This is a genomic window from Buttiauxella sp. (assembly GCF_049686335.1).
Lineage (GTDB): Bacteria > Pseudomonadota > Gammaproteobacteria > Enterobacterales > Enterobacteriaceae > Buttiauxella.
Genome location: NZ_JBAVHX010000004.1, coordinates 297491 through 320498 on the forward strand (window position 1 = coordinate 297491; position 23008 = coordinate 320498).

Here is a 23008-nt window from a genome sequence, read left to right on the forward strand (position 1 = left end):
TAACCCTCATTTATACCCTGCATTCTTCAAGTTGCATCTTTGGTGGCTGTATGAGCTCACCGCGATGCAACCTGAATTATTTAGGATATCTTATGCAATATTGATGGACGCTCCGCGGCCGATTGCATAATAAACAAAGCCGCGTTTGCTTAATCTCTCAGGATCATACAAGTTACGGCCATCAAAGATAACCGGTTGCTTTAATGATTTCTTAATTGAGTCGAAATCAGGAGCACGGAAACTTTGCCACTCGGTACAAATAACCAGAGCATCTGCATCTTGCAGTGCTGCTTCTTTCGTACCCATCAGTTTCAAATCAGAACGATGTCCGTAAATGCGCTGGGTTTCATCCATAGCTTCCGGGTCATACGCCTGCACCTGAGCACCGCGTTCCCACAGCGCTTCCATCAGGACGCGGCTTGAGGCTTCACGCATATCGTCGGTGTTGGGTTTGAAAGAAAGCCCCCACAGCGCGAAGGTTTTGCCTTTCAGATCTTCACCAAAGTGACGAGAAATAAACTCAGGGAGTTTTAACTTCTGGTCGTGGTTTACCTCTTCTACGGCTTGCAGAATACGTGGCGTATAGCCAATCTGCTGAGCAGTACGAATCAGAGCCTGGACGTCTTTAGGGAAGCAGGAGCCACCGTAACCGCAACCAGGATAGATGAAGCTGTAGCCGATGCGAGAGTCAGAGCCGATACCCATACGCACTTTCTCGATATCTGCACCCAGGCGTTCTGCCAGGTTTGAGATTTCGTTCATAAAGCTGATTTTTGTCGCCAACATGCAGTTTGCGGCGTACTTGGTCAACTCGGCGCTACGAATATCCATCAGGATCATACGGTCGTGATTGCGATTGAACGGTTCGTACAGTTCACGCAACAAATCGACCACGTCTTCGTTATCAGTACCGATAACGATACGCTCAGGACGCATACAGTCAGAAACTGCGGCTCCTTCTTTCAGGAATTCAGGGTTGGAAACCACATCAAATGCAATATCCACACCGCGCGCTTTCAGCGTTTCTTCCATCACGTTGCGTACTTTGTCTGCCGTTCCGACTGGAACAGTAGACTTATCGAGCACAACTTTATGGGAAGTCATGTGTTGCGCGATGGTACGCGCCACAGCGGTGACATATTTCAGGTCAGCAGAACCATCTTCATCAGGTGGCGTACCGACGGCAATAAATTGCATTTCACCATGATGAACGCCCATTTCAGCATCGGTGCTGAATTGCAAACGGCCTTCTTCATAGTTTTTCTTCACCAACGGCGTTAAGCCGGGTTCAAAAATCGGGATCACGCCGTTTTTCAGATTTTCGACTTTCTTCGCATCGACATCTATGCACATTACATCGTGACCGACTTCTGCAAGCACTGCTGCCTGCACAAGTCCAACATAGCCGATACCAAATACAGTAACTTTCATCTTTCTATCCTGCGTTGAAATGAATTACTTTTTCGCGCCAACGGTCTCTTCTAACCAGGCTTTAAAATCTGCCCCAAGAGTGTTGTGACGGATGCCGTATTCCACAAACGCCTGCATGTAGCCGAGTTTATTACCGCAGTCATGGCTCACGCCTTTCATGTGGTAGGCTTCAACAGTCTGTTTTTCCATCAGCATGGCAATGGAGTCAGTCAGCTGAATTTCATCGCCAGCACCTGGAGGTGTTTTGGACAGCAGCGGCCAGATATCGGCAGTCAGAACATAACGACCTACAACCGCAAGGTTAGATGGCGCAACGTTCGCTTTAGGTTTCTCAACGATACCGACCATAGGTACGCTGTCGCCTTCATTCAATTCAACGCCTTTGCAGTCAACAACACCGTAAGCCGTCACATCTTCTACAGGCTCAACCATAATTTGGCTGTGGCCGGTAGTATCGAAACGTTTGATCATCTCAGCCAGGTTGTCCTGGGAAAGATCGGACTCGAACTCATCGAGGATAACGTCTGGCAGGATGACAGCAACAGGCTCATCACCAACAACCGGGTGAGCACACAGCACGGCGTGGCCGAGGCCTTTTGCCAGACCCTGACGAACCTGCATGATTGTCACGTGCGGCGGGCAGATAGCCTGAACTTCTTCCAGCAACTGGCGCTTAACGCGTTTTTCCAGCATCGCTTCCAGTTCAAAACTGGTATCGAAATGGTTTTCGATGGAGTTTTTCGAAGAGTGAGTTACCAGCACAATTTCAGTAATACCTGCGGCGATACATTCGTTGACCACATACTGAATTAAAGGTTTATCAACCAGAGGCAGCATCTCTTTAGGAATAGCCTTGGTAGCAGGTAACATACGCGTGCCTAATCCCGCGACAGGGATTACTGCTTTTCTTACTTTAGAATTAATGGCAGCCATTGAAAAATCTCCTGGACTGTTCAAGTTTTCACTTGCAAGTCAATTAAAAAACGCCTCGAGTATATCAGCTTAAAAATGAAATCTGCGGCTGTTTACCCGTTGCGTTGGTAATTTAAGATAAATACGTAAGAGTTTAATACGATATTAACACCCACGATGGCAGGGGAGAAAACCTAAATGTTTTCAATCGCCCAGATGCTCATTCCGCAGACAACATCAGACGCAATCGTCCACCAGAACCCCAGACCTGGCACTGCCAGGACTCGCAGCGCTGGCTGATTTGATTGAGATAAGTATTGCCCAAAGTTCCGAGTGGCACACCGTTGCTAACCTGTATTTGATGCTCGCCGGTATTCAACGTAGCGTTGAGCCCAGCAGAGACCAAAATGAGATTTTTCAGCCCGCTATGATAATAGCCCACCATCAATGGGAATTGTCCGGTCAAATTTGCCTGACGTAATAACTGGTTCACTTGTTTAAGTAAACTCCCTAATTCTGGTAAGCGCTGGCGCTGCTGAGAAAGATGTTCTTGTAACAAACCATTAAATAACGCGCGTAATAACAATGCAGCTAACACACCGTTATCTCCAGCACGTGTAACATCCAGGCAATAAAAAGCTAAATCGTTATCTGATAACGGCGCAATATCCAGAACCAGCCCAGGCTGATCGAGAGTAATCAACTGGCGATAATTAACGCGGCAATGCGACATCACCTGTTGCACGGGGGGCTGAAGCTCTTGTAGCAGTTTTGAAGCCGCCTGCGGGTCGCTCACCAGTGCATCCCAGTCCTGGAATAATCGCTCTTCTTCTTCGACTCGGGAATTGAACATGTTGGGATAGAGGCAGGCATAGACCGTTTCACGCAGGCGGTCGAGGTCTTTAATCGGTTTGAGCATCACGTCCTGCACGCCAAAACGCAGGGCTTTGGCGATATCTGACATATTCTCGGTGGCGGAAATAATCAGAATTGGCGTCTGAACTCCTTCATTCCGCAAATGTTCCACCAGCTTCAGTCCATTCATGCGCGGCATAGCCAGATCGCAAATGAGCAAATCGGGTGCAAAACCGGTCATTTTTTCCAGAGCATCTATGCCATCCGTCGCAAGCTCAATGTTTGCCCCTAACGATGCGAGGTAACTCTCCAGTAAAGAGCGGAAAACGGGCTCGTCCTCAACAATGAGAATTTGTTTTCCAACGAGTGGCTGTGTCATGTGCGCTCCCCTGACTGGCGATAGATCAATAGTGGCATGGTATGACAATCACCGCCTGTCAGAATTACCTGAAGATGCGAGTTTTCAGCGTACTCATTCATGGGTACGAACCAGTGGCAGCAACTCGTCCATCTTTTTCTCAACCGCCAGACTTCCGGCGTTTATCGCCTCAGCGGCACGGTGGAAATCCAGAGTTGAGATCTGTGGGCAAAAAGGCTGCAACAGAATATCCGGCGGGTCACCCGCCATCCTGTTACGTTTTAAACGGTTTTCCAGCACCTGTATCGACGTCGTCATGATTTCCATGGCTGTCGGTGTGGTGGTCGCACGTCGGGTGGTTATTTTACCGAGTTGTTCTCGAAGTCGACCACGCCAGGTATCGGGTTGCACCTGGTTTTCGGCCAACGGCGTTGTCATATTCACGGAGAGTAAATCTTGCTGCATCAGGTGGGCATCATGTTGCAGGTCGACGGCAATAACAATATCCGCACCTAACGCTCGGGTCAGCGAAACCGGCACGGGATTCACCACCGCACCATCCACCAGCCAGTAGCCGTTATATCCGACAGGCGAAAGTAAACCCGGCATGCTGCAGGAGGCGCGAACCGCCTGATGAAGATCGCCATCGGTGAACCACAGCTCGCGTCCGGTACTTAAATTGGTGGCAACCGAACCAAAACGCAGCGCGCAGTCTTCAATTTTTTCTTCGGTAATTATCTTGCGAACGTTATTGAATACCCTTTCGCCACGTAATAAACCGCCACGACGCCAGGAAAGATCCATCAGTCGCAGGACATCCCAATAGCCGAACGAGCGCACCCAGCGTTCCATCATAGGTAAGCGATTACTGGCATAAGCGGCACCGACCAGCGCCCCTACCGAGCAACCCGCGACGATATCAATTTGAATGCCTGCACGTTTTAACGCATTAATGACACCAATATGCGCCCATCCTTTTGCTGCTCCCGACCCTAATGCCAGGCCGATCTTTACCTGTCTCATTTCGCCTCGGTCTTTCTTCCCCGGTTTATACCCATCATCCTTCAAGCTGCAGGGGTGTTGAGTGCAACTCGTATGCCGATGGGATTATCACCTCGTGACGAAGTCGCCACTGCTCAGTTAACATAACTACCCCGCGTATTTACGCCGACTCTTTTTTTGTAACCAAGGAGATGCTGTGTCGCAACTTTGCCCTTGTGGTAGCGGTCAGGAGTATAGCTTATGTTGCCAGCCATACATAAGCACAGACGCGCTCGCGCCAACCCCATCACAGCTTATGCGCTCACGTTATAGCGCCTACGTGATGCAGGACGCAGATTACCTGGTAGCAAGCTGGTATCCGCAGACGCGCAGCCCTTGCCTGAAAAGCGATGTTTCCGGGAGTTTTGCCACCACACGCTGGTTAGGCCTGACGGTATATGAAACGGCGGACGGACGTGATGAAAACGAAGGTTTCGTCAGTTTCGTGGCGCGCTTTGAAGAACAAGGCGTGGAAAGTGCCATTATCGAACGCTCCAGATTCTTAAAAGAAAACGGTCAGTGGTACTATGTTGATGGAACGCGCCCACAGTTCGGGCGTAATGACCCCTGCCCTTGCGGCTCCGGTAAAAAATTCAAAAAGTGTTGTGGGCGGTAACGCGACGTGGCACAAGTTATTTAGCAAACAAACGAACAATAGGACTCACCTTGCGATGCAAGCACTACAACGTAAAGTACTACGCACCATCTGCCCTGACGCAAAAGGGCTGATCGCCAAGATCACCAATATTTGTTACAAGCACGAACTGAACATTGTTCAGAACAATGAATTTGTTGACCATCGCACCGGTCGCTTTTTTATGCGTACTGAGCTTGAAGGCATTTTCAACGACAACACCCTGCTGGCAGATTTAGATAGCGCGTTACCCGAGGGTTCAGTGCGTGAATTGACGCCCGCTGGCCGTCGTCGCGTCGTGATTCTGGTGACCAAAGAAGCGCATTGCCTGGGTGATCTTTTAATGAAGGCTAACTACGGCGGGCTGGATGTGGAAATCGCTGCGGTGATTGGCAACCACGAAACACTGCGCACGCTGGTTGAACGTTTTGATATTCCTTTTGAGCTGGTGAGCCACGAAGGGCTGACTCGCGAAGATCACGATAAACAGATGGCGGATGCGATTGAAGCGCATAAACCGGATTACGTGGTACTGGCGAAATATATGCGCGTGTTAACGCCAGAATTCGTCTCCCGCTTCCCGAACCAGATCATCAACATCCACCATTCATTCCTGCCAGCCTTTATCGGCGCACGCCCTTATCACCAGGCGTACGAACGTGGCGTGAAGATCATCGGCGCGACTGCGCACTATGTAAATGACAATCTGGATGAAGGCCCAATCATCATGCAGGACGTTATTCACGTCGATCACACCTACACCGCAGAAGATATGATGCGTGCCGGGCGTGATGTTGAGAAAAACGTTTTGAGCCGTGCGCTCTACCAGGTTCTGGCACAACGCGTGTTTGTTTACGGTAATCGCACTATCATTTTGTAGTTGTTAGATAGCGAATTGTTTGACTTTACAACGTTACGCGTAAAAAAACGGCAAACGATTCATTTTCTTACAGTCAGTGCTTTACAGCGGCGCTTCATTTGATATGATGCGCCCCGCTTCCTAACGAAGGAAGCACGTAAGAAAGCCATATGAAATACCCCTGGCGGGGTTCCCGAGCGGCCAAAGGGAGCAGACTGTAAATCTGCCGTCATCGACTTCGAAGGTTCGAATCCTTCCCCCGCCACCATTTCAGAGCACGGCCTGTCATACCAAACACCCCTGGCGGGGTTCCCGAGCGGCCAAAGGGAGCAGACTGTAAATCTGCCGTCATCGACTTCGAAGGTTCGAATCCTTCCCCCGCCACCATTCTCTGAAGTACCTCCAGACAAATTCCAAATCGCACCATCTTTAATATTCCCGTTGGGGAAGGATGAGAAGCTTCGACTAAGGTTCGATTCGAGCAAAGCGAGAAAGCGTTGCCGCAGGCAACGACCCGAAGGGCGAGACGCAAAGCGTCGAGTCATCCTTCCCCCGCCACCATTCTCTGAAGTTCCTCCAGACAAATTCCAAATCGCACCATCTTTAATATTCCCGTTGGGGAAGGATTCTTAACGTTTCGTTTGCCACATTTATGTTGGATGACGCTTCGCTTATCCAACCTACAAAACCAAATTCAAAACCAAAATTCAAAACCAAATTCAAACCAAAATTCAAAACCAAGTTCAAAACCAAAATTCAAATCCGAGCCGTAGGTCGGATAAGCGCAGCGTCATCCGACACCATCAATAAAAGCGCAAAAAAATACCCGGCCGCAGCCAGGTATCTTTCAAATCAACTAACAATACTCAACGACGAGCGCGAACCACCTGATATTTACGCGTCAGATACTCAACCGGCGCGCTCCAGACGTGCACCAGACGAGTGAACGGGAACAGCAGGAACAGCGTCATCCCCAACACTAAATGCACGCGGAAGATAAACGCCACGCCATCCAGATGTTCAGATGCGCCGCCGTGGAACGTCACTACTGCCTGTGCCCAGCCCACCAGCTTCATCATCTCGCTGCCATCCATATGTTGGGCCGAGAATGGAATGGTCAGCAGACCCAGCGCACATTGAATCACCAACAGGCTGAGGATCAGGATATCCGCCGTGGTTGATGTGGCACGAATACGCGGGTTAAACAGACGGCGCTTAAGCAGCAATACCCCCCCCACCAGCGTCATCACACCACACGCACCACCCGCAATCATCGCCATTTTCTGCTTCACATCCACTGGCAGGAATGACTCGTACATCCAGTGCGGTGTCAGCATGCCGAGGAAGTGACCGGCGAAAATACCCAGAATTCCGATATGGAAAAGGTTTGACGCCAGATTCATCCCTTTGCGATCCAGCATCTGACTGGAACCCGCTTTCCAGGTGTACTGACCGTAGTCGTAACGCAACCAACTGCCGACTAAGAAAACGGTACCGCAGAGATACGGATAGATGTCGTAGAAGAACACATTGAGAAATTGCATGATTACTGTCCTCCGATATTCAGATACTGCGGAGCGACAGCCCCGGCAAAGCGCTTTTGATGACTGGTTATTTCAGATTCACCGCAACCGGCATCAGCCACAAATTTCACCTGCTCTTCTTCCCAAACGGCATCCAGCGCCTGTGGCGTGTCATCGCGCGCTTCGCCAGCAATCTGCTTGCTCACGCTCTCAACCGCCACATCACTTTCAGACAAGCCCAACAGCACATCAAACAACACGGCATAATCGCTTTCGCGCTGTTTCAGACGAGCCGCCAGCAATGCCAGAATGGGCGCAACATCCTGCAAACCACCACGCGCTTCGGCCTCGGTGCGCTGGGATAAATACTCCAGATACAGCGGCAGATGGTCTGGCAGCTCGCGGCTGTCGATTTCCATACCCGCCTGCTGATACTGGTTCATCAGATTGACCATTGCCTGGCCGCGATCGCGGGATTCGCCGTGAACATGTTCAAACAGCAACAGCGAAGTCGCCCGCCCACGGTCAAACAGTTCACTGTAACTGGCCTGAGCATCCAACAAATCGCGGCGGCATAAGCGGGTGATGAAATCATTAAGCTGAGCAGCCTGTTGCAAATCAAGCGCCTCACCGTCAATTAACGCTTCGCGAAGTTCCTGCTGATGCTGCCACAGGGCAGCATCCGGATACTCAAGCAAACGGGATATCACCAGTAGTTCAATCATGGTTTTGGCTCCGTTTTGCTCGATACATCAATCGCATCGATTCGTTTGCTATTGAACAGGTTGAATTTGCTATCTGAACCATGGCAACCATCGCCAAAGCTGAAACCACAACCTTTGCTTTCAGGGAACGCATCTGCCGCCAGTTCACGGTGGCTGGATGGCACCACGAACCGGTCTTCGTAGTTAGCAATCGCCAGATAGCGATACATCTCCTGCGCCTGGGCTTCGCTCAGACCGACCTCTTCCAGCGCACGGGTATCATTAATCCCTTCCACGGTTTCAGCACGTTTGTAATGACGCATCGCCATCATGCGCTTAAGCGCACGCAGAACCGGCGCGGTATCCCCTGCGGTCAGCAGGTTCGCCAGATATTCCACCGGAATACGCAGGCTTTCGACGTCAGGCAGAATGCCTGTGTGCGGCAACTCGCCCGCATCAGCCGCTGACTGAATTGGCGATAAAGGCGGCACATACCAGACCATCGGCAGTGTGCGATATTCCGGATGCAGAGGCAGAGCCAGCTTCCAGTCCACCGCCATTTTGTAGACAGGTGACTGTTGCGCCGCGTCGATAACGCTTTGCGGCACGCCATCTTTCAGCGCCTGTTCGATAACTGCCGGATCGTTCGGGTCGAGGAAAATACTCAACTGACGCTCGTAGAGATCTTTTTCGCTTTCAGTACTTGCCGCCTGCTCGATAGCGTCGGCGTCATACAGCAACACGCCGAGGTAGCGAATACGTCCGACACAAGTTTCAGAACAAACAGTCGGCATCCCCGCTTCAATACGTGGATAGCAGAAAATGCACTTCTCGGATTTACCCGACTTCCAGTTGAAGTAGATTTTCTTGTACGGGCAGCCGGTGATGCACATGCGCCAGCCACGGCACTTGTCCTGATCAATCAGAACGATGCCGTCTTCTTCACGTTTGTAGATAGCACCACTCGGGCAAGTGGCCGCGCACGCCGGGTTCAGGCAGTGTTCACACAGGCGCGGCAAATACGCCATAAAGGTGTTTTCGAACTGGCCGTACATCGCTTTTTGCATGTTGGCGAAGTTCTGGTCTTTGGCGCGTTTCTCAAATTCGCCACCCAGAATCTCTTCCCAGTTCGGACCCGCTTCGATTTTGTTCATACGCTGGCCGGTAATCAGCGAGCGTGGACGCGCAATCGGCTGATGCTTTCCTTCCGGCGCGTTATGCAGATGCTGATAGTCGTAATCGAACGGCTCGTAGTAATCGTCGATGCCCGGCAGATGCGGGTTGGCGAAGATTTTACCCAGCAACATCGCGCGATTACCCATACGCGGCTGCAGCTTGCCGTTGATCTTACGGATCCAGCCACCCTTCCATTTTTCCTGGTTTTCCCAGTCATTCGGGTAGCCAATGCCCGGTTTGGTTTCCACGTTGTTAAACCACGCGTACTCCATCCCTTCCCGGCTGGTCCAGACGTTTTTACAGGTCACAGAACAGGTGTGACAGCCGATGCATTTATCAAGATTCAGCACCATGCCGACTTGTGAACGAATTTTCATTTTACGCTCTCCTGTTTCTGGTCATTGCCTTCGCCGTCTAACCAGTTAATGTCTTTCATCTTGCGAACCACCACGAACTCATCACGGTTTGAACCGACGGTGCCGTAGTAGTTAAAGCCGTAAGCCAGCTGCGCATAGCCACCGATCATGTGCGTCGGTTTCGGACTGATGCGGGTCACCGAGTTATGAATACCACCGCGCTGGCCGGTGATTTCAGAACCCGGCAGGTTCACGATACGCTCCTGAGCGTGGTACATCATGGTCATGCCTTCCGGCACACGCTGGCTGACAACCGCACGGGCGGTCAGCGCGCCGTTTTTGTTGAACACTTCAATCCAGTCGTTATCTTCGATGCCAAGATCTTTGGCATCGATTTCACTCATCCAGACAATCGGGCCGCCGCGTGACAGCGTCAGCATCAACAGGTTGTCGCTGTAGGTTGAGTGAATGCCCCATTTCTGGTGCGGCGTCAGGAAGTTCAACGCTTTCTCAGGGTTACCGTTGGATTTTTTACCCATCACACCTTTTACCGAGCGCGTATCAATCGGCGGACGGTACACCAGCAGGCTTTCGCCAAAATCACGCATCCACTGGTGATCCTGATACAGCTGTTGGCGGCCAGACAGCGTGCGCCATGGGATCAGCTCGTGAACGTTGGTGTAACCTGCGCTGTATGAGACGTGTTCATCTTCAAGACCTGACCAGGTCGGGCTGGAGATGATTTTGCGCGGCTGTGCCTGAATATCGCGGAAGCGAATCTTTTCATCTTCTTTATTGAGCGCCAGATGCGTATGGTCGCGTCCGGTAAACTCGCTGAGTGCCGCCCAGGCTTTCACCGCCACCTGGCCGTTGGTTTCGGGTGCCAGAGTGAGGATCATTTCTGCGGCATCAATTGCCGAGTTAATCATCGGCTGGCCTTTTGCAGGGCCTTCGGTTTTGGTGTAGTTAAGCTTGCGTAGCAAGTCCATCTCAGACTGGGTGTTCCACGCAATGCCTTTCCCACCGTTACCGATTTTTTCCATCAACGGACCGACGGAGGTGAAACGCTCATAAGTGGCTGGATAGTCACGTTCAACCGTCACCAGGTGCGGTGCGGTTTTACCTGGAATCAGGTCACATTCGCCTTTTTTCCAGTCCATCACGCCAAACGGCTGCGCCAGTTCAGCGGCTGAATCGTGCTGGATTGGCAACGTCACCACATCGGTTTCTTTCCCTAAATGGCCGATACACACTTCAGAGAATTTTTTCGCGATAGCTTTATAAATTTCCCAGTCGCTTTTTGAATCCCAGGCTGGGTCAACCGCAGCAGAAAGTGGATGAATAAACGGATGCATATCCGAAGTATTCATGTCGTCTTTCTCATACCAGGTGGCGGTTGGTAATACGATGTCGGAATACAGACAGGTGCTTGACAGACGGAAGTCCAGCGTCACCACCAGATCCAGTTTGCCGTCGAGGCCGTTATCGACCCACTCGACTTCCTCCGGCATCACGCCACCTTCACGCCCCAGATCTTTCCCCTGAATACCGTTTTCAGTACCCAGCAGATATTTGAGCATGTACTCGTGGCCCTTACCGGAAGAACCCAGCAGGTTTGAACGCCAGACAAACAGGTTACGCGGATGGTTGTTGCCTGCATCCGGCTGCTCTGCGGCAAAGCGAATATCGCCACTTTTCAGCTGCTGCGCGGTGAAATCCGCCGGGGTCATGCCAGCGGCCTGCGCCTGCTTCGCAATATGCAGCGGATTGGTGTTGAGCTGAGGTGCCGACGGCAACCAGCCCATACGCTCGGCGCGCACGTTGAAGTCAATCAAATGGCCGCTGTAGCGTGATTTATCTGCCAGCGGTGAAAGCAGCTCTTCGGCGGTCAACGACTCATAACGCCACTGGCTTGAGTGGTTGTAGAAGAACGAGGTGCTGTTCATATGGCGCGGTGGGCGCTGCCAGTCCAGCGCGAACGCCAGCGGCGTCCAGCCCGTTTGCGGACGCAGTTTTTCCTGGCCCACATAGTGTGCCCAGCCGCCGCCGCTCTGCCCGACGCAACCGCAGAAGATCAGCATGTTGATCAACCCACGGTAGTTCATATCCATGTGGAACCAGTGGTTCATCCCGGCACCGACGATGATCATCGAGCGGCCATGGGTTTTGTCGGCGTTGTCAGCGAACTCACGCGCAATGCGGATAATGTTCTGACGAGAAACGCCGGTGATTTGCTCAGCCCACGCTGGGGTATACGCTTTCACATCGTCATAGCTTGACGCACAGTTAGCGTCGTCCAGACCACGCTCAAGGCCGTAGTTCGCCAGCGTCAAATCGTAAACGGTGGTGACCAGCGCGCTTGAACCATCTGCCAGTTGAAGTCGTTTTACCGGCAGTTTGTGCATCAGCACATTGTCGAGTTTGACGTTACTGAAGTGCTCGGTGCTTTCGCCGCCAAAATACGGGAAGCCTACATCAGCGACTTCATCGTGGCTGCCCAGCAGGCTCAGGCGCAGTTCAGCCTCTTCGCCACTGGAGCCATCGCGCTGTTCGAGGTTCCACTTGCCCTTCTCGCCCCAGCGATAACCGATGGAGCCGTTTGGTGCCAGCAGTTCGCCGTTCTGGTTATCCAGCGCGACGGTTTTCCACTGCGGATTGTTTTCCTGACCGAGGCCATCGACCAGGTCAGAAGCACGCAGCATACGGCCCGCGGCGTAGAAACCATCGCGCTCCTCTAACATCACCAGCATTGGCATATCAGTGTAACGACGCACGTAATCGGTAAAGTACTGGCTTGGATTGTCGAGGTGGAATTCACGCAGCATCACGTGGCCCATCGCCAGTGCCATTGCCGCATCGGTGCCTTGCTTCGGCGCCAGCCACTGGTCACACAGTTTGGCGATTTCCGCATAGTCCGGCGTGACGGCAACGGTTTTGGTGCCTTTGTAACGGACTTCGGTAAAGAAGTGCGCATCTGGCGTACGGGTTTGCGGGACGTTAGAACCCCAGGCAATGATGTAGCTGGAGTTGTACCAGTCGGCAGATTCTGGCACGTCAGTTTGCTCGCCCCAGGTCATTGGGGAAGCCGGTGGTAAATCGCAGTACCAGTCGTAGAAACTCAGACAAGCACCGCCAATCAGGGAGAGGTAACGTGCACCTGCGGCGTAAGAGACCATCGACATCGCCGGGATTGGCGAGAATCCGGCAATACGGTCTGGGCCAAAGGTTTTCGCGGTATAGACGTTCGCCGCAGCAATCAGCTCGTTGACTTCCTGCCAGCTTGAACGGACAAAACCCCCGCGCCCACGGGCTTGTTTATAGCTTTTGGCTTTTTCCGCATCGTTGATGATGGAAGCCCAGGCGTCGACCGGGTCAGCATGAACGTTTTTTGCTTCGCGCCACAGTTTGATCAGACGCTTGCGCATCAATGGATATTTTAAGCGGTTGGCGCTGTAGAGATACCAGGAGTAGCTCGCACCACGTGGGCAGCCGCGAGGTTCATGGTTTGGCATATCAGGACGGGTACGCGGGTAATCGGTTTGCTGAGTTTCCCAGGTCACCAGGCCGCTTTTGACATAGATCTTCCAGCTACAGGAGCCCGTGCAGTTTACACCGTGTGTGGAACGGACCACTTTATCGTGCTGCCACCGCTGGCGATAACCTTCTTCCCAATCACGATTGGTATCGAGCAGTTGGCCATGTCCATCGGCAAAAGTTTCGCCCTTCTGTTTGAAGTACCGAAACCGGTCAAGAAATTTGCTCATCGGGGTTCTCCTGATGTGGAGCCTGGAGGCTCTATCTTATGAATACGACATTGCTAACAATGGCCGCACCGTAACCCGCGTAAATGAAGGGATAATTGATGCCGATCAACTGGGATTCAGGCTGTAATAGAGAGGGAAAGTCGATCTACCACCAAAGTGGCAATAACAAAACACACATCAACTTATTGATATAATTGGTTTTCTATAAGAGCACACACAAGCCAGGGAGTAGAAATTCCCGGAGCCGGGTATTAAGGGGTAAGTCGGTAAAAGCGGGTTAAGATGAAATGAAAAATGGGGCTTCCCTGTCAGCAGGAAAACCCCATCCAGAACGGCGTAACTATCAGGCAGAAGCTAACGACTCTGACAGACGTGCCGCACGAATATTTTTAATCAGCAGCCCGGAAATAATTATCCCCGCGCACGCAAAGAGCGCCATTAAACCAAACACAATTTGATAGCCGATGAGACCAGGATTGGTATCTAAAATGTAGCCATACAGGCTGTAGCAGAACATTGCAGGGGCATAGCCAATAAAACTACCCAGCGCCATTGCCGCCCCCGTATTCTTTTCACTGATACCTGCCTCACCGATTGGCGCAAAGAACACCGCTCGTTGGGTAAAGATCACTGCGCCAAACATTAACGTACAGGCCATACCCAAATAGACTGGCATCTGTTCATGCGGCAACAGGATCAGGCCAACTAAGGCCAATGCACTAATAATGAAGGTATAGAAAAGATATTTACTTGGCGATTGTAAAACTTTATCCGCAATTAACCCACCAATTGGACCACCCACCATTTTCAAACAATACTGATTAATTATCCCGTAGGCACCCACCAGCGCAATAGGTAATGCATAGACATTTCTTAAGAATGGAATAAAGAATGTTAAACCACAATACACGGCATAGACACAGAATACGCTGAAGGCAATTAACCACACGGTTTTATTTTTTAATACACTACCCAGCCCGGGTTTATCTTCTTTTTTGTCAGCAAGTTCTTTCTTCGCTACTTGTTCATCCGGGCTTTCTTTCAGCACAAACATAATCACCACGCCGACGACAATCGCGATGCCTGAGTAGAATAGAATAGCCGCTCTAAAACCAAAATAGTCGCTACCAAACCAGGTGAATACCGCCAAAGCGCTGAAGGCAATAATAGTATCAACAATGCCTCGTCCAGTTTCAAAGAAACCAAATAACCGCCCTTGCTGTTTATTGTCGCCAAGCAAACTCACGGACTTCAACAACACCGGCCAGTTCAGCATATCGCAAGTCACACCGAACAACGCCCAGACAAAGAGGATCCCCCAGTAGCCGGGCATTGTCGACAGATAGATGCCAAGCAAGCCAGTGGCGATGAGCGAGAAAGACATGGTAAACCGGCGTGGTAAACGGTCGGAAAAGTAAATCGACAGGAAGAAACCAATTGTCGTCACAATCGAGTTAACCGACATGGCGTTACCAATTTCACCGTTGGTCAGATGAAAGTATTCCTGCATCGGAACATAAAATGCGTCTTTTAATGAAGGCAGTTTATATATTGTTCCACCGCACAGAACCAACAAGCTAAATATGGTCCATCTTTTTTTAGTAAGCATAAGACACCCCACCCTGAATTAGCGGAATTAATTATTTTTTGAGAGTACAGAGACCTCAACTGACGTGAGACATCTGAATATAAATTTTATGGTTATTTATTTATGTAAAACATTTAAAGCATCTTTATTAAGTTCAGCAACAATATTACGCACATGCTGTATTTGATTCATTGCATCAGCCATCTCTTTATTGAGTCTTTCTTCAAGTCCGGAAGTGGGTAACGGTGTTTCACTCATCTCACGCAGTGGGATCCAGGGATTACTGCCTTCATTGGTAAATCGGAATGCCGGAGCATAATAATCAACTTCTTCTTCAAGACCAAAGGCAGTGACTTGCGGTTTATTTTCACCTAAACAAATTAATTGCAGGAGTAATTCTTTAAACGGTAATTCACCTTGCCCTGAAATACAGGCGGTATGCCCACGCCCCTGTCCTTCGTCATTAATCAGTGCATCTTTGATATGCACCTGGGTGATTTCTTTTCCCATCACCGCCAATGCCTCAAGTGGCTCTTCATTGGCATTAATCATATTGGCAAAATCAAACAGCAACGAAAGCTGTGGGAAGTCCGCCTGTTGGACTAACTTCACCAGTTCATGGCTTTGCAAATCCTCATGTTGCTCAAGGGTAAATGTCAGGCCACTGTGCTGGTGTTGCGCTTTAATGTACTGAATATCCTTTGCTATTGTCTCCATGACCTCGGAAAGTGTGCCTTCGTAGCGCGGATAAAATCGTACCGAAGTTGCACCTGATTTCAGGGCAATGGTAACCGCCTCATCGATAGTCGCTGCGTCAGACGCACTGGTTTCGATATGCACATCCAGGCCTGACTGGCGTGCTTTGGCCGCAAAACGTGCCAGTCGCTCTTCGCTGGCATGCCTGAGGGACTGGCTTTCACCGTCCACAACATGGATTTTCACCCCTTTCAGATGCTGCTGACTGGCGATATCCAGTAAATCTTCCGGTAGGATCTTTTCCATACGCATATTTAAATGGAACGCATAAGCGTGCAAATAAAGCGGCAGATCTGCGGCACGCTCAACAATTTTTTTAGCCTGGATGCTATCCATACTCACTCCTATAAATCGATATAAAACTCTACAGATTCAAAACGCCAATATTCGATATCAACCTGAATCACGTGACCGCCTTCGTCGGCACGGAATTTTTCAACACGTATAGCCGGGGTGCCAGGTGTACCGCCCATCCCTTTGCAAGCCCCTGCCGAAAGTCGTGTGGGTTTAAAGGCTAAATGCTGTGTATGAGAGGTCTTGCCAAAGGCTTCTTGCCAGACTTCAACAAAAGATCGGTCGCCTAATTTGTCAATAAAACCTGGGGCCAATTGCGCGTTGATAAAGGTTTCGTGATAGAAAACTTTATGGTTATCAAGGGCTCCCCATCCACAGATTTTGTAGATCTCATCACCGTCTTTTACATTCAACTGCGACAAAATTTCGGGTTCCGCCGTGTAAACCCGCTCTTTTTCCAGAAAGCCCCAGGACGGCAAACGCCCCTGTTCCAGCGCGGCCTGCTTAAAACTGGTGGAGGTATTTGGGGTGTATTTGAAACACGGCAAGGCCACAAACCAGCCCCGACGATCTTTACGAAAGATCTTTTCTTCCCCTTCCAGAAACAGCAACGCCTGTCGCAGTGTCATGCGCTTGATGCCAAGCAATTCTTCCAGCTCACGCTCGGAAGGTAATTTTCCGCCCGGCTGCACAACACCTTTGCTCAGCCAGTCGTTGAGCATCTCTTTTGCCGTTTCTACGGTGGAATGGCTTTTCATGTTTTAATCCATTTGGTTTAAACCAGATTGATTGTCACGGTACTCTTAGCCAGCGAATGTGACAATGGTGTCTGGCGGGGTAGTTATTCTAAATGTGAGGTTTCTCGCAGAATAGAGTCGGATCGAGGGGGAATTTCAGGCAAAAAAAAGCGCGACCGAAGTCGCGCAAGGGATAACCAAAAGGTTAAAAAAGGACTATTTGGCTGCTGATTTACGGCCGTAAACGACCCAGGTAATCACCACACAAACAATATAAAACACCAGGAAGACTTTCATCGCGCCTGCCGGAGAACCGGTCAACGCAAGCGAGGTACCAAACGCTTTCGGGATAAAGAACCCGCCAACCGCACCAATCGCGGAAATAAAGCCAAGTGCCGCCGCAGTATCGGTAGCCGCTTCGCGCAACGCTCTTTCTTCGGTTCCGCCCTGCGCTTTCACGCGATCCATGGTCAATTTACGGAAGATAACGGAGATCATCTGGAAGGTAGAACCACTGCCCAGACCGGCTGTCAGGAACAGCATCAGGAACACGCCGAAGAAGGCGATGAAGTTACCGCCCACACCATTATGTGGCAGCGTGGTAAACAGCAACGCACTGAAAACTGCCATAAATATGAAGTTAATCAGCGACACTTTGGTTCCGCCAAAGCGGTCGGAAATTGCGCCACCCGCAGAACGTGCCAGCGCACCAAACAGTGGGCCGAAGAAGGCGAAGTGCAGAATGTTGATATCCGGGAACTGCGTTTTAGCCAGCATGGCAAAACCGGCAGAAAAACCGATAAACGAGCCGAAAGTCGCCAGATACAGCACGCCCATGATCCACAGGTGAGCGCGTTTGAGAACCGGCAATTGCTCTTTCAAAGAGGCCTTCGAGGTCGCGAGGTCATTCATCCCAAACCAGGCAGCAACGGTGAAAATCGCCAGCAACGGCACCCACACCCATGCGGCGTTTTCCAGGAACAGCATCGTGCCATCCGCCTGCTCAACGCCGGTCCCGCCAAATACTGCAAACATAGAAAGCGAAATCACCAGCGGTGCAACCAGCTGCATCACGCTCACACCAAGGTTACCGAGCCCACCGTTGATACCCAGCGCGCCACCCTGTTTTGCTTTCGGGAAGAAGAAGCTGATGTTCGCCATGCTCGAGGCAAAGTTTGCCCCCGCAAAACCACACAACAGCGCGATGATGATGAATACGCCAAATGGGGTTGCCGGGTTTTGCACCGCAAAACCTAACCACATGCAAGGGATAATCAAAATCCCGGTGCTGAACGCAGTCCAGCGACGACCGCCGAAGACCGGTACCATGAAAGAGTAAGGCACGCGCAGTAACGCACCGGAAACAGACGGCAGTGCGGTCAGCATAAACAGTTGGTCAGTGGAGAAGTTGAAGCCCACTTTATTCAGGTTAACCGCGACCGCGCTAAACAGCATCCACACGCAGAACGCTAATAACAAACACGGTACAGAAATCCATAAATTGCGGCTGGCAATGCCATGACCCTTACTTTGCCAAAACGCAGGTTCTTCTGGTCGCCATTCGGTAATCAGCGAACCCGATTTTGGACTTTGTTCGGGAATGTGAGACATAAACACCTCAAAAATAGTGAGAGTAATTGCCGCCACATTAGGTGCTAATGGGGAATAAAAATTGATGTGAATCAAGGGATAAACCATCTGAATGGCGGCTAAAAATTAATCATCATTCTTTGTGGGTAACGGTAACTCGTGAAAATAGTGTGGTTTTTCACAGGGCTGAACACAGGGAGTAATCACCCTACACCGCGAGATGCCACTCCGGGCTATTTGTGGGTAATCCTTAAGGGGTATGGGTATACTCCAGGGGATGTCTGAGAATACCCGCACTCTCTATCCGCCCCGGAGTTCACCTGAATGCTAAAACGCCTGCTGTCCCCGCTCACCTTGTTTAACCAACTGGCATTGATTGTGCTGTTGTTGGCGCTGCTGGGTGTCGCGGGAATGAGTCTCGCGGGTTGGCTGGCGCAGGGTATACAGGGCAACGCTCACGCGATCAACAAAGCCGGGTCGATGCGCATGCAAAGCTATCGTCTGTTGGCCGCCATTCCACTGAGCGAAAAAGACAATGCTTTGCTCAATGAGATGGAAAAAACCACCTGGAGTAACGACTTAAAAGAAGCGGCAGAACAGGACGGACAACAGGATAAGTTAGCCGCGTTGCAACACTACTGGCGCGAGCAGTTAGCACCCGCCCTGCGCCAGGCGCAAAATGCGCAACAGGTTAAACCCCACGTTGCAGGATTCGTCGGGCGGATTGACCAACTGGTCACCACCTTCGATCACACCACCGAACTGCGCCTGCATCGGATTATCCAGCTACAAATGGGTATGGCCGCGCTGATGGGGTTGCTGATCATTTTTACCGTCATCTGGTTGCGCAAACGCCTGCTGCGCCCGTGGCAAAAGTTGCTCACCATGGCGCAAGCGATTGGGCAGCGTGACTTTACCCATCGCGTTAATGTGCGTGGGCGAAACGAGATGGCGACGCTGGGCGTGGCGTTAAACAGTATGTCGGCAGAACTGGCAGAAAGTTACGCAAGCCTTGAGCAGCGGGTGCGTGAGAAAACCGCCGGGCTTGAGCAAAAAAACCAGATGCTGTCGTTCCTGTATCAGGCCAATCGCCGCCTGCATTCACAGGCTCCGCTGTGTCAGCGCCTGTCCCCCGTTCTGAGCGATTTACAGCATTTGACGCCGCTGCGTAATCTCGAACTGCGTGTCTATGAGTATGAAGACGAAGAGAATTACGAAGAATATACCTACCAGCCGGACAGCAGTTGTGACGCCAGCGGCTGCAATCTTTGCCCGCGTGAACCCGCTCCACTGCCGTGTGAAACCACTCCGCTAAAATGGCGCTTGACCGACAACCATATTCAATATGGCCTGGTGCTGGCGCAATTACCGCTCGGCAGCAGTCTGACGCACGATCAGCAACAGTTAGTGCTGACGCTGATGGAACAGCTGACGGCTACCCTTGCGCTGGAGCGGCAATATGAGCGCCAGCAGCAGCTGGTGGTTATGGAGGAGCGTTCCGCCATTGCCCGGGAATTACACGACTCCATCGCCCAGTCGCTCTCCTGCCTGAAGATGCAGGTCAGCTGTTTGCAAATGCAGGGCGCCACGTTGCCCCCTGAAATGCAGACCTTACTCGGCCAGATGCGTAGCGAACTGAATACTTCCTGGCGCCAGTTGCGCGAGTTGTTGACCACCTTCCGCCTGCAACTGACCGAACCCGGGCTGCGTCCCGCGCTCGAAGAGAGTTGCCGCGAATTTAGTGAAAAACTGGGCTTCCCGGTGGGCCTGGATTATCAAGTTCCGCCGCGCCTTGTGCCCTCACATCAGGCAATTCATCTGGTACAAATCACCCGAGAAGCATTGAATAACTGCCTGAAACACGCCAGCGCCACGGCATGTGGAGTCAGCGTGATACATCGCGAGAATCAAATGACGTTAACCATTTGGGATAACGGTTGTGGTATCCCCGACAATGGCGAGCGTCGCAACCATTACGGACTTATTATTATGCGAGACCGTGCGCAAAGCCTGAAAGGTGACTGCCAGGTACTTGCTCGCCCAGGTGGCGGAACACAAGTCGTCGTGAGTTTTATCCCCGAAACAGCCACAGGAGCCCATCATGAGTAACCCGGAAGCCTCGACCATTTTGCTAATCGACGATCATCCGATGCTGCGCACTGGCGTAAAACAATTGATCAGTATGGCGCCGGAACTGGCCGTCGTAGGTGAAGCGGGCAACGGCGCGCAAGGCGTGCAACTGGCGGAGGAACTCGACCCTGATCTGATCCTGCTGGATTTGAATATGCCCGGCATGAACGGCCTGGAAACGCTGGATTGCCTGCGTGAAAAACCGCTTTCAGGTCGTATCGTGGTGTTTAGCGTCTCGAACCATGAAGAAGATGTGGTAACGGCGCTGAAAAGAGGGGCAGATGGTTATTTGTTGAAAGACATGGAGCCGGAGGATTTGCTTAAAGCCTTGCAACAAGCCGCCGCCGGGGAGATGGTACTTAGCGAAGCGCTGACGCCAGTGCTGGCGGCAAGTTTACGCGCCAATCGCGCCACCTCTGACCGCGATGTGAATCTTTTAACCCCGCGTGAGCGCGACATTCTCAAGCTCATCGCGCAAGGTTTGCCGAACAAAATGATCGCCCGTCGTCTGGACATCACCGAAAGTACGGTGAAGGTTCACGTTAAGCACTTGCTGAAGAAGATGAAGCTTAAATCGCGAGTGGAAGCGGCGGTGTGGGTGCATCAGGACCGGATATTTTAAGGTTAGCACGGTGAAAGTGGTGGATGAAGCTGCGCTTATCCACCCTACAAAACCGAATCAAATCGAATCGTAGGTCGGATAAGCGCAGCGTCATCCGACATAACCGCCGTAACCCGTTATTCGGGCAACAACTCATAACGCGGATCGTTGAGCGGCCCACCCTACAAAACCGAATCAAATCGAATCGTAGGTCGGATAAGCGCAGCGTCATCCGACATAACCGCCATACCCCGCTATTCGGGCAACAACTCATAACGCGGATCGTTGAGCGGATCCACCCTCAACGGTTCCGCCATCTTCAGGGTAATCCAGTTAGAGGTCACCTTCTGACCTTTATCATCTTCAATCACCACCGACAGACGATACTCATGTGGCCCCTGCTCACGCCATGCTGGCATAATCATGCTCCAGCCGCTGGTGTCACGATTATCAGCCGGTGGCGTCAAACTCAGCTCTTGCGTATCACCCTGCCAGATGATGCTTCGAATACCGTGGCTGGCGCGGATTTGCAGCTTAAGTGCCACCGTTTCGCCGGGGTGTAACTCCCAGGGTGGCGTCGCCAAAAAGACCGACAGTGTTTTACGTTGGCGGTATTCCATTACTGGCAGCGAATCTCGTTCCACGCTGTCATAACGGCTACCGCGCAGCGAACTGGTGGTGGCGACTTCAGCGGCAGAAAGCTGTTTTCTCACCGGCACGCCAAAACGATAGTTTACTTTCAGGCCGAGATTATCCTGCGACACACCGCTTTCACCCTGCTTATGCTGGGCAGTGAGTGTGACAAGTGGGATCGGGGTGTAATTTAGCCCCATGGTCACCGCCACCGGGTTGCGATAACCGGTGCCGCTATCAAACAGATCAACACTGTTACCGTAGTACTTCTCGAAGCTCACACTGGTATTGATGTGACGATAAAAAGGCAACCACGCCTGGGCGGTCACGTCGTATCCCCGTGCCAGGCGTTGCTCCAGCGTTTCGCTATCGCCTTCCTGCCAGCTGCTGAGCGGCTGATAGTAGTTTGCCGAAAGACGTAAATATTCACCCCACGCCTCGGCTCCCAGGCCTGCGCGCTGCAAATTGGTGGAAAGCTGATTGTCATAAAAAGCGTTGTAACCCAGCAACCAGTCCCCGGCGACCCAACGCTGGCCTGCACCAAGGTTGCCGATCGTGCCATCATCCTGCTGGGCAAAACCTATCTGGCTCCAGGTGAGGTAACGGTTGTTATCTTCCCACGGGCTAAACAGCGAAGCGCTGCTGCCGTTCCAGTTGCCGTGTTCATCCACCAGCAAGTTGATGCTGGCCTTGCCCCATGGGGATAATAACGATTCGGCTTCGTTGGTTACCTTGTCGGTTAATACATCCCGCAGCCTGGCAAACGCGAACATCCGCGCCTGCTCGCCCGTATCCAGCCCGTCATCCACCATGCTCGCTTCACCAAACTTCTTCGCCATGGCGGCGATTTCACGTGCTGCGGCATCACTTTCAGGCGCAATGCCCATATCGGGCAATTGTGTCGTGGTTTGGTCAAAAGGGTTTTCGGCTTGATCGATAAAGTTCTGGCGGGTACTGGCTACCCCTCCTGCGCTGAGGAGTGCATACGACAGGGTGAAAAATGGAACGGCTTTTCTAAACATCTGGAAATTATAACATCTCAACCCTGCAAATCACGCCTGAACAG

17 protein-coding genes, 2 tRNA genes and 1 other RNA gene are annotated in these 23008 nt (G+C 51.5%); 7 read left to right on the forward strand and 13 right to left on the reverse strand.

The genetic code is table 11. From position 1 onward, the window contains the following. Positions 1 to 90 precede the first annotated feature (90 nt). The 4 genes from WBL83_RS01770 to rssA all read right to left on the reverse strand — a co-directional run bounded on the left by WBL83_RS01770 (position 91) and on the right by rssA (position 4579). Positions 91 to 1431 (reverse strand): UDP-glucose dehydrogenase family protein, encoded by a 1341-nt coding sequence (locus WBL83_RS01770; protein WP_424587524.1) that lies wholly within the window; start codon positions 1429 to 1431, stop codon positions 91 to 93. Between the two features lie 24 nt (positions 1432 to 1455). After that, positions 1456 to 2364 (reverse strand): UTP--glucose-1-phosphate uridylyltransferase GalU, encoded by a 909-nt coding sequence (galU, locus tag WBL83_RS01775; RefSeq protein ID WP_367597224.1) that lies wholly within the window; start codon positions 2362 to 2364, stop codon positions 1456 to 1458. A gap of 199 nt (positions 2365 to 2563) precedes the next feature. Then, positions 2564 to 3577: a two-component system response regulator RssB gene (rssB, locus tag WBL83_RS01780; RefSeq protein WP_424587525.1), complete on the reverse strand. Its 1014-nt coding sequence runs from the start codon at positions 3575 to 3577 to the stop codon at positions 2564 to 2566. 93 nt (positions 3578 to 3670) lie between these two features. Continuing rightward, the gene (gene rssA / locus WBL83_RS01785; protein ID WP_424587526.1) at positions 3671 to 4579 is read right to left on the reverse strand and encodes a patatin-like phospholipase RssA; all 909 of its coding nucleotides are present in this window, start codon (positions 4577 to 4579) and stop codon (positions 3671 to 3673) included. Positions 4580 to 4754: 175 nt separating this feature from the next. Here rssA and WBL83_RS01790 point away from each other — a divergent pair, with 175 nt between their 5' ends. The 5 genes from WBL83_RS01790 (at position 4755) to WBL83_RS01810 (ending at position 6651) form a co-directional block, all read left to right on the forward strand. Beyond that, entirely contained in the window at positions 4755 to 5213 is a 459-nt protein-coding gene (locus tag WBL83_RS01790) for a YchJ family protein (protein WP_424587527.1), read from the forward strand. A 55-nt stretch (positions 5214 to 5268) separates the two neighbouring features. Then, positions 5269 to 6111: a formyltetrahydrofolate deformylase gene (gene purU / locus WBL83_RS01795; protein ID WP_064547341.1), complete on the forward strand. Its 843-nt coding sequence runs from the start codon at positions 5269 to 5271 to the stop codon at positions 6109 to 6111. A 162-nt stretch (positions 6112 to 6273) separates the two neighbouring features. Then, positions 6274 to 6358: transfer RNA gene (locus WBL83_RS01800), tRNA-Tyr, on the forward strand. Between the two features lie 34 nt (positions 6359 to 6392). Beyond that, positions 6393 to 6477, forward strand: a tRNA-Tyr gene (locus WBL83_RS01805). Positions 6478 to 6520: 43 nt separating this feature from the next. Further along, positions 6521 to 6651, forward strand: a non-coding RNA gene (locus WBL83_RS01810) — RtT sRNA. Between the two features lie 305 nt (positions 6652 to 6956). On the opposite strand, the gene narI is transcribed toward WBL83_RS01810, so the two are convergent. From narI to narU, 8 genes are all read right to left on the reverse strand, one after another. Beyond that, positions 6957 to 7634: a respiratory nitrate reductase subunit gamma gene (gene narI, locus WBL83_RS01815; RefSeq protein WP_424587528.1), complete on the reverse strand. Its 678-nt coding sequence runs from the start codon at positions 7632 to 7634 to the stop codon at positions 6957 to 6959. Between the two features lie 2 nt (positions 7635 to 7636). Further along, positions 7637 to 8338, reverse strand: coding sequence for a nitrate reductase molybdenum cofactor assembly chaperone (gene narJ / locus WBL83_RS01820; RefSeq protein ID WP_424587529.1), 702 nt, complete (start codon positions 8336 to 8338; stop codon positions 7637 to 7639). Continuing rightward, positions 8335 to 9870 carry a nitrate reductase subunit beta gene (narH, locus tag WBL83_RS01825; protein WP_424587530.1) on the reverse strand — a complete coding sequence of 512 codons (1536 nt, stop codon included), beginning with the start codon at positions 9868 to 9870 and terminating at the stop codon, positions 8335 to 8337. The genes narJ and narH overlap by 4 nt, the downstream gene beginning before the upstream one ends. After that, a complete protein-coding gene (locus WBL83_RS01830) occupies positions 9867 to 13613 on the reverse strand; it encodes a nitrate reductase subunit alpha (protein WP_424587531.1) in 3747 nt (1248 codons plus the stop codon). Before WBL83_RS01830 ends, narH begins: the two co-directional genes overlap by 4 nt. A 343-nt stretch (positions 13614 to 13956) precedes the next feature. Beyond that, entirely contained in the window at positions 13957 to 15222 is a 1266-nt protein-coding gene (locus WBL83_RS01835) for an MFS transporter (protein ID WP_424587532.1), read from the reverse strand. Between the two features lie 96 nt (positions 15223 to 15318). Beyond that, a complete protein-coding gene (locus WBL83_RS01840) occupies positions 15319 to 16293 on the reverse strand; it encodes a sugar phosphate isomerase/epimerase family protein (RefSeq protein ID WP_424587533.1) in 975 nt (324 codons plus the stop codon). 8 nt (positions 16294 to 16301) lie between these two features. Further along, positions 16302 to 17009: a GntR family transcriptional regulator gene (locus WBL83_RS01845; RefSeq protein WP_424587534.1), complete on the reverse strand. Its 708-nt coding sequence runs from the start codon at positions 17007 to 17009 to the stop codon at positions 16302 to 16304. Between the two features lie 195 nt (positions 17010 to 17204). Next, on the reverse strand, positions 17205 to 18599 hold the full coding sequence (gene narU, locus WBL83_RS01850) for a nitrate/nitrite transporter NarU (RefSeq protein WP_424587535.1): 1395 nt from the start codon (positions 18597 to 18599) through the stop codon (positions 17205 to 17207). A gap of 303 nt (positions 18600 to 18902) precedes the next feature. Between narU and narX the strand changes: the two genes are divergently transcribed. Next, positions 18903 to 20687 carry a nitrate/nitrite two-component system sensor histidine kinase NarX gene (gene narX / locus WBL83_RS01855; RefSeq protein WP_424587536.1) on the forward strand — a complete coding sequence of 595 codons (1785 nt, stop codon included), beginning with the start codon at positions 18903 to 18905 and terminating at the stop codon, positions 20685 to 20687. Beyond that, positions 20680 to 21330, forward strand: coding sequence for a two-component system response regulator NarL (gene narL / locus WBL83_RS01860; protein WP_424587537.1), 651 nt, complete (start codon positions 20680 to 20682; stop codon positions 21328 to 21330). The genes narX and narL overlap by 8 nt, the downstream gene beginning before the upstream one ends. Before the next feature lie 233 nt (positions 21331 to 21563). On the opposite strand, the gene WBL83_RS01865 is transcribed toward narL, so the two are convergent. Continuing rightward, positions 21564 to 22964: a YchO/YchP family invasin gene (locus WBL83_RS01865; protein WP_424587538.1), complete on the reverse strand. Its 1401-nt coding sequence runs from the start codon at positions 22962 to 22964 to the stop codon at positions 21564 to 21566. Positions 22965 to 23008: the final 44 nt, after the last annotated feature.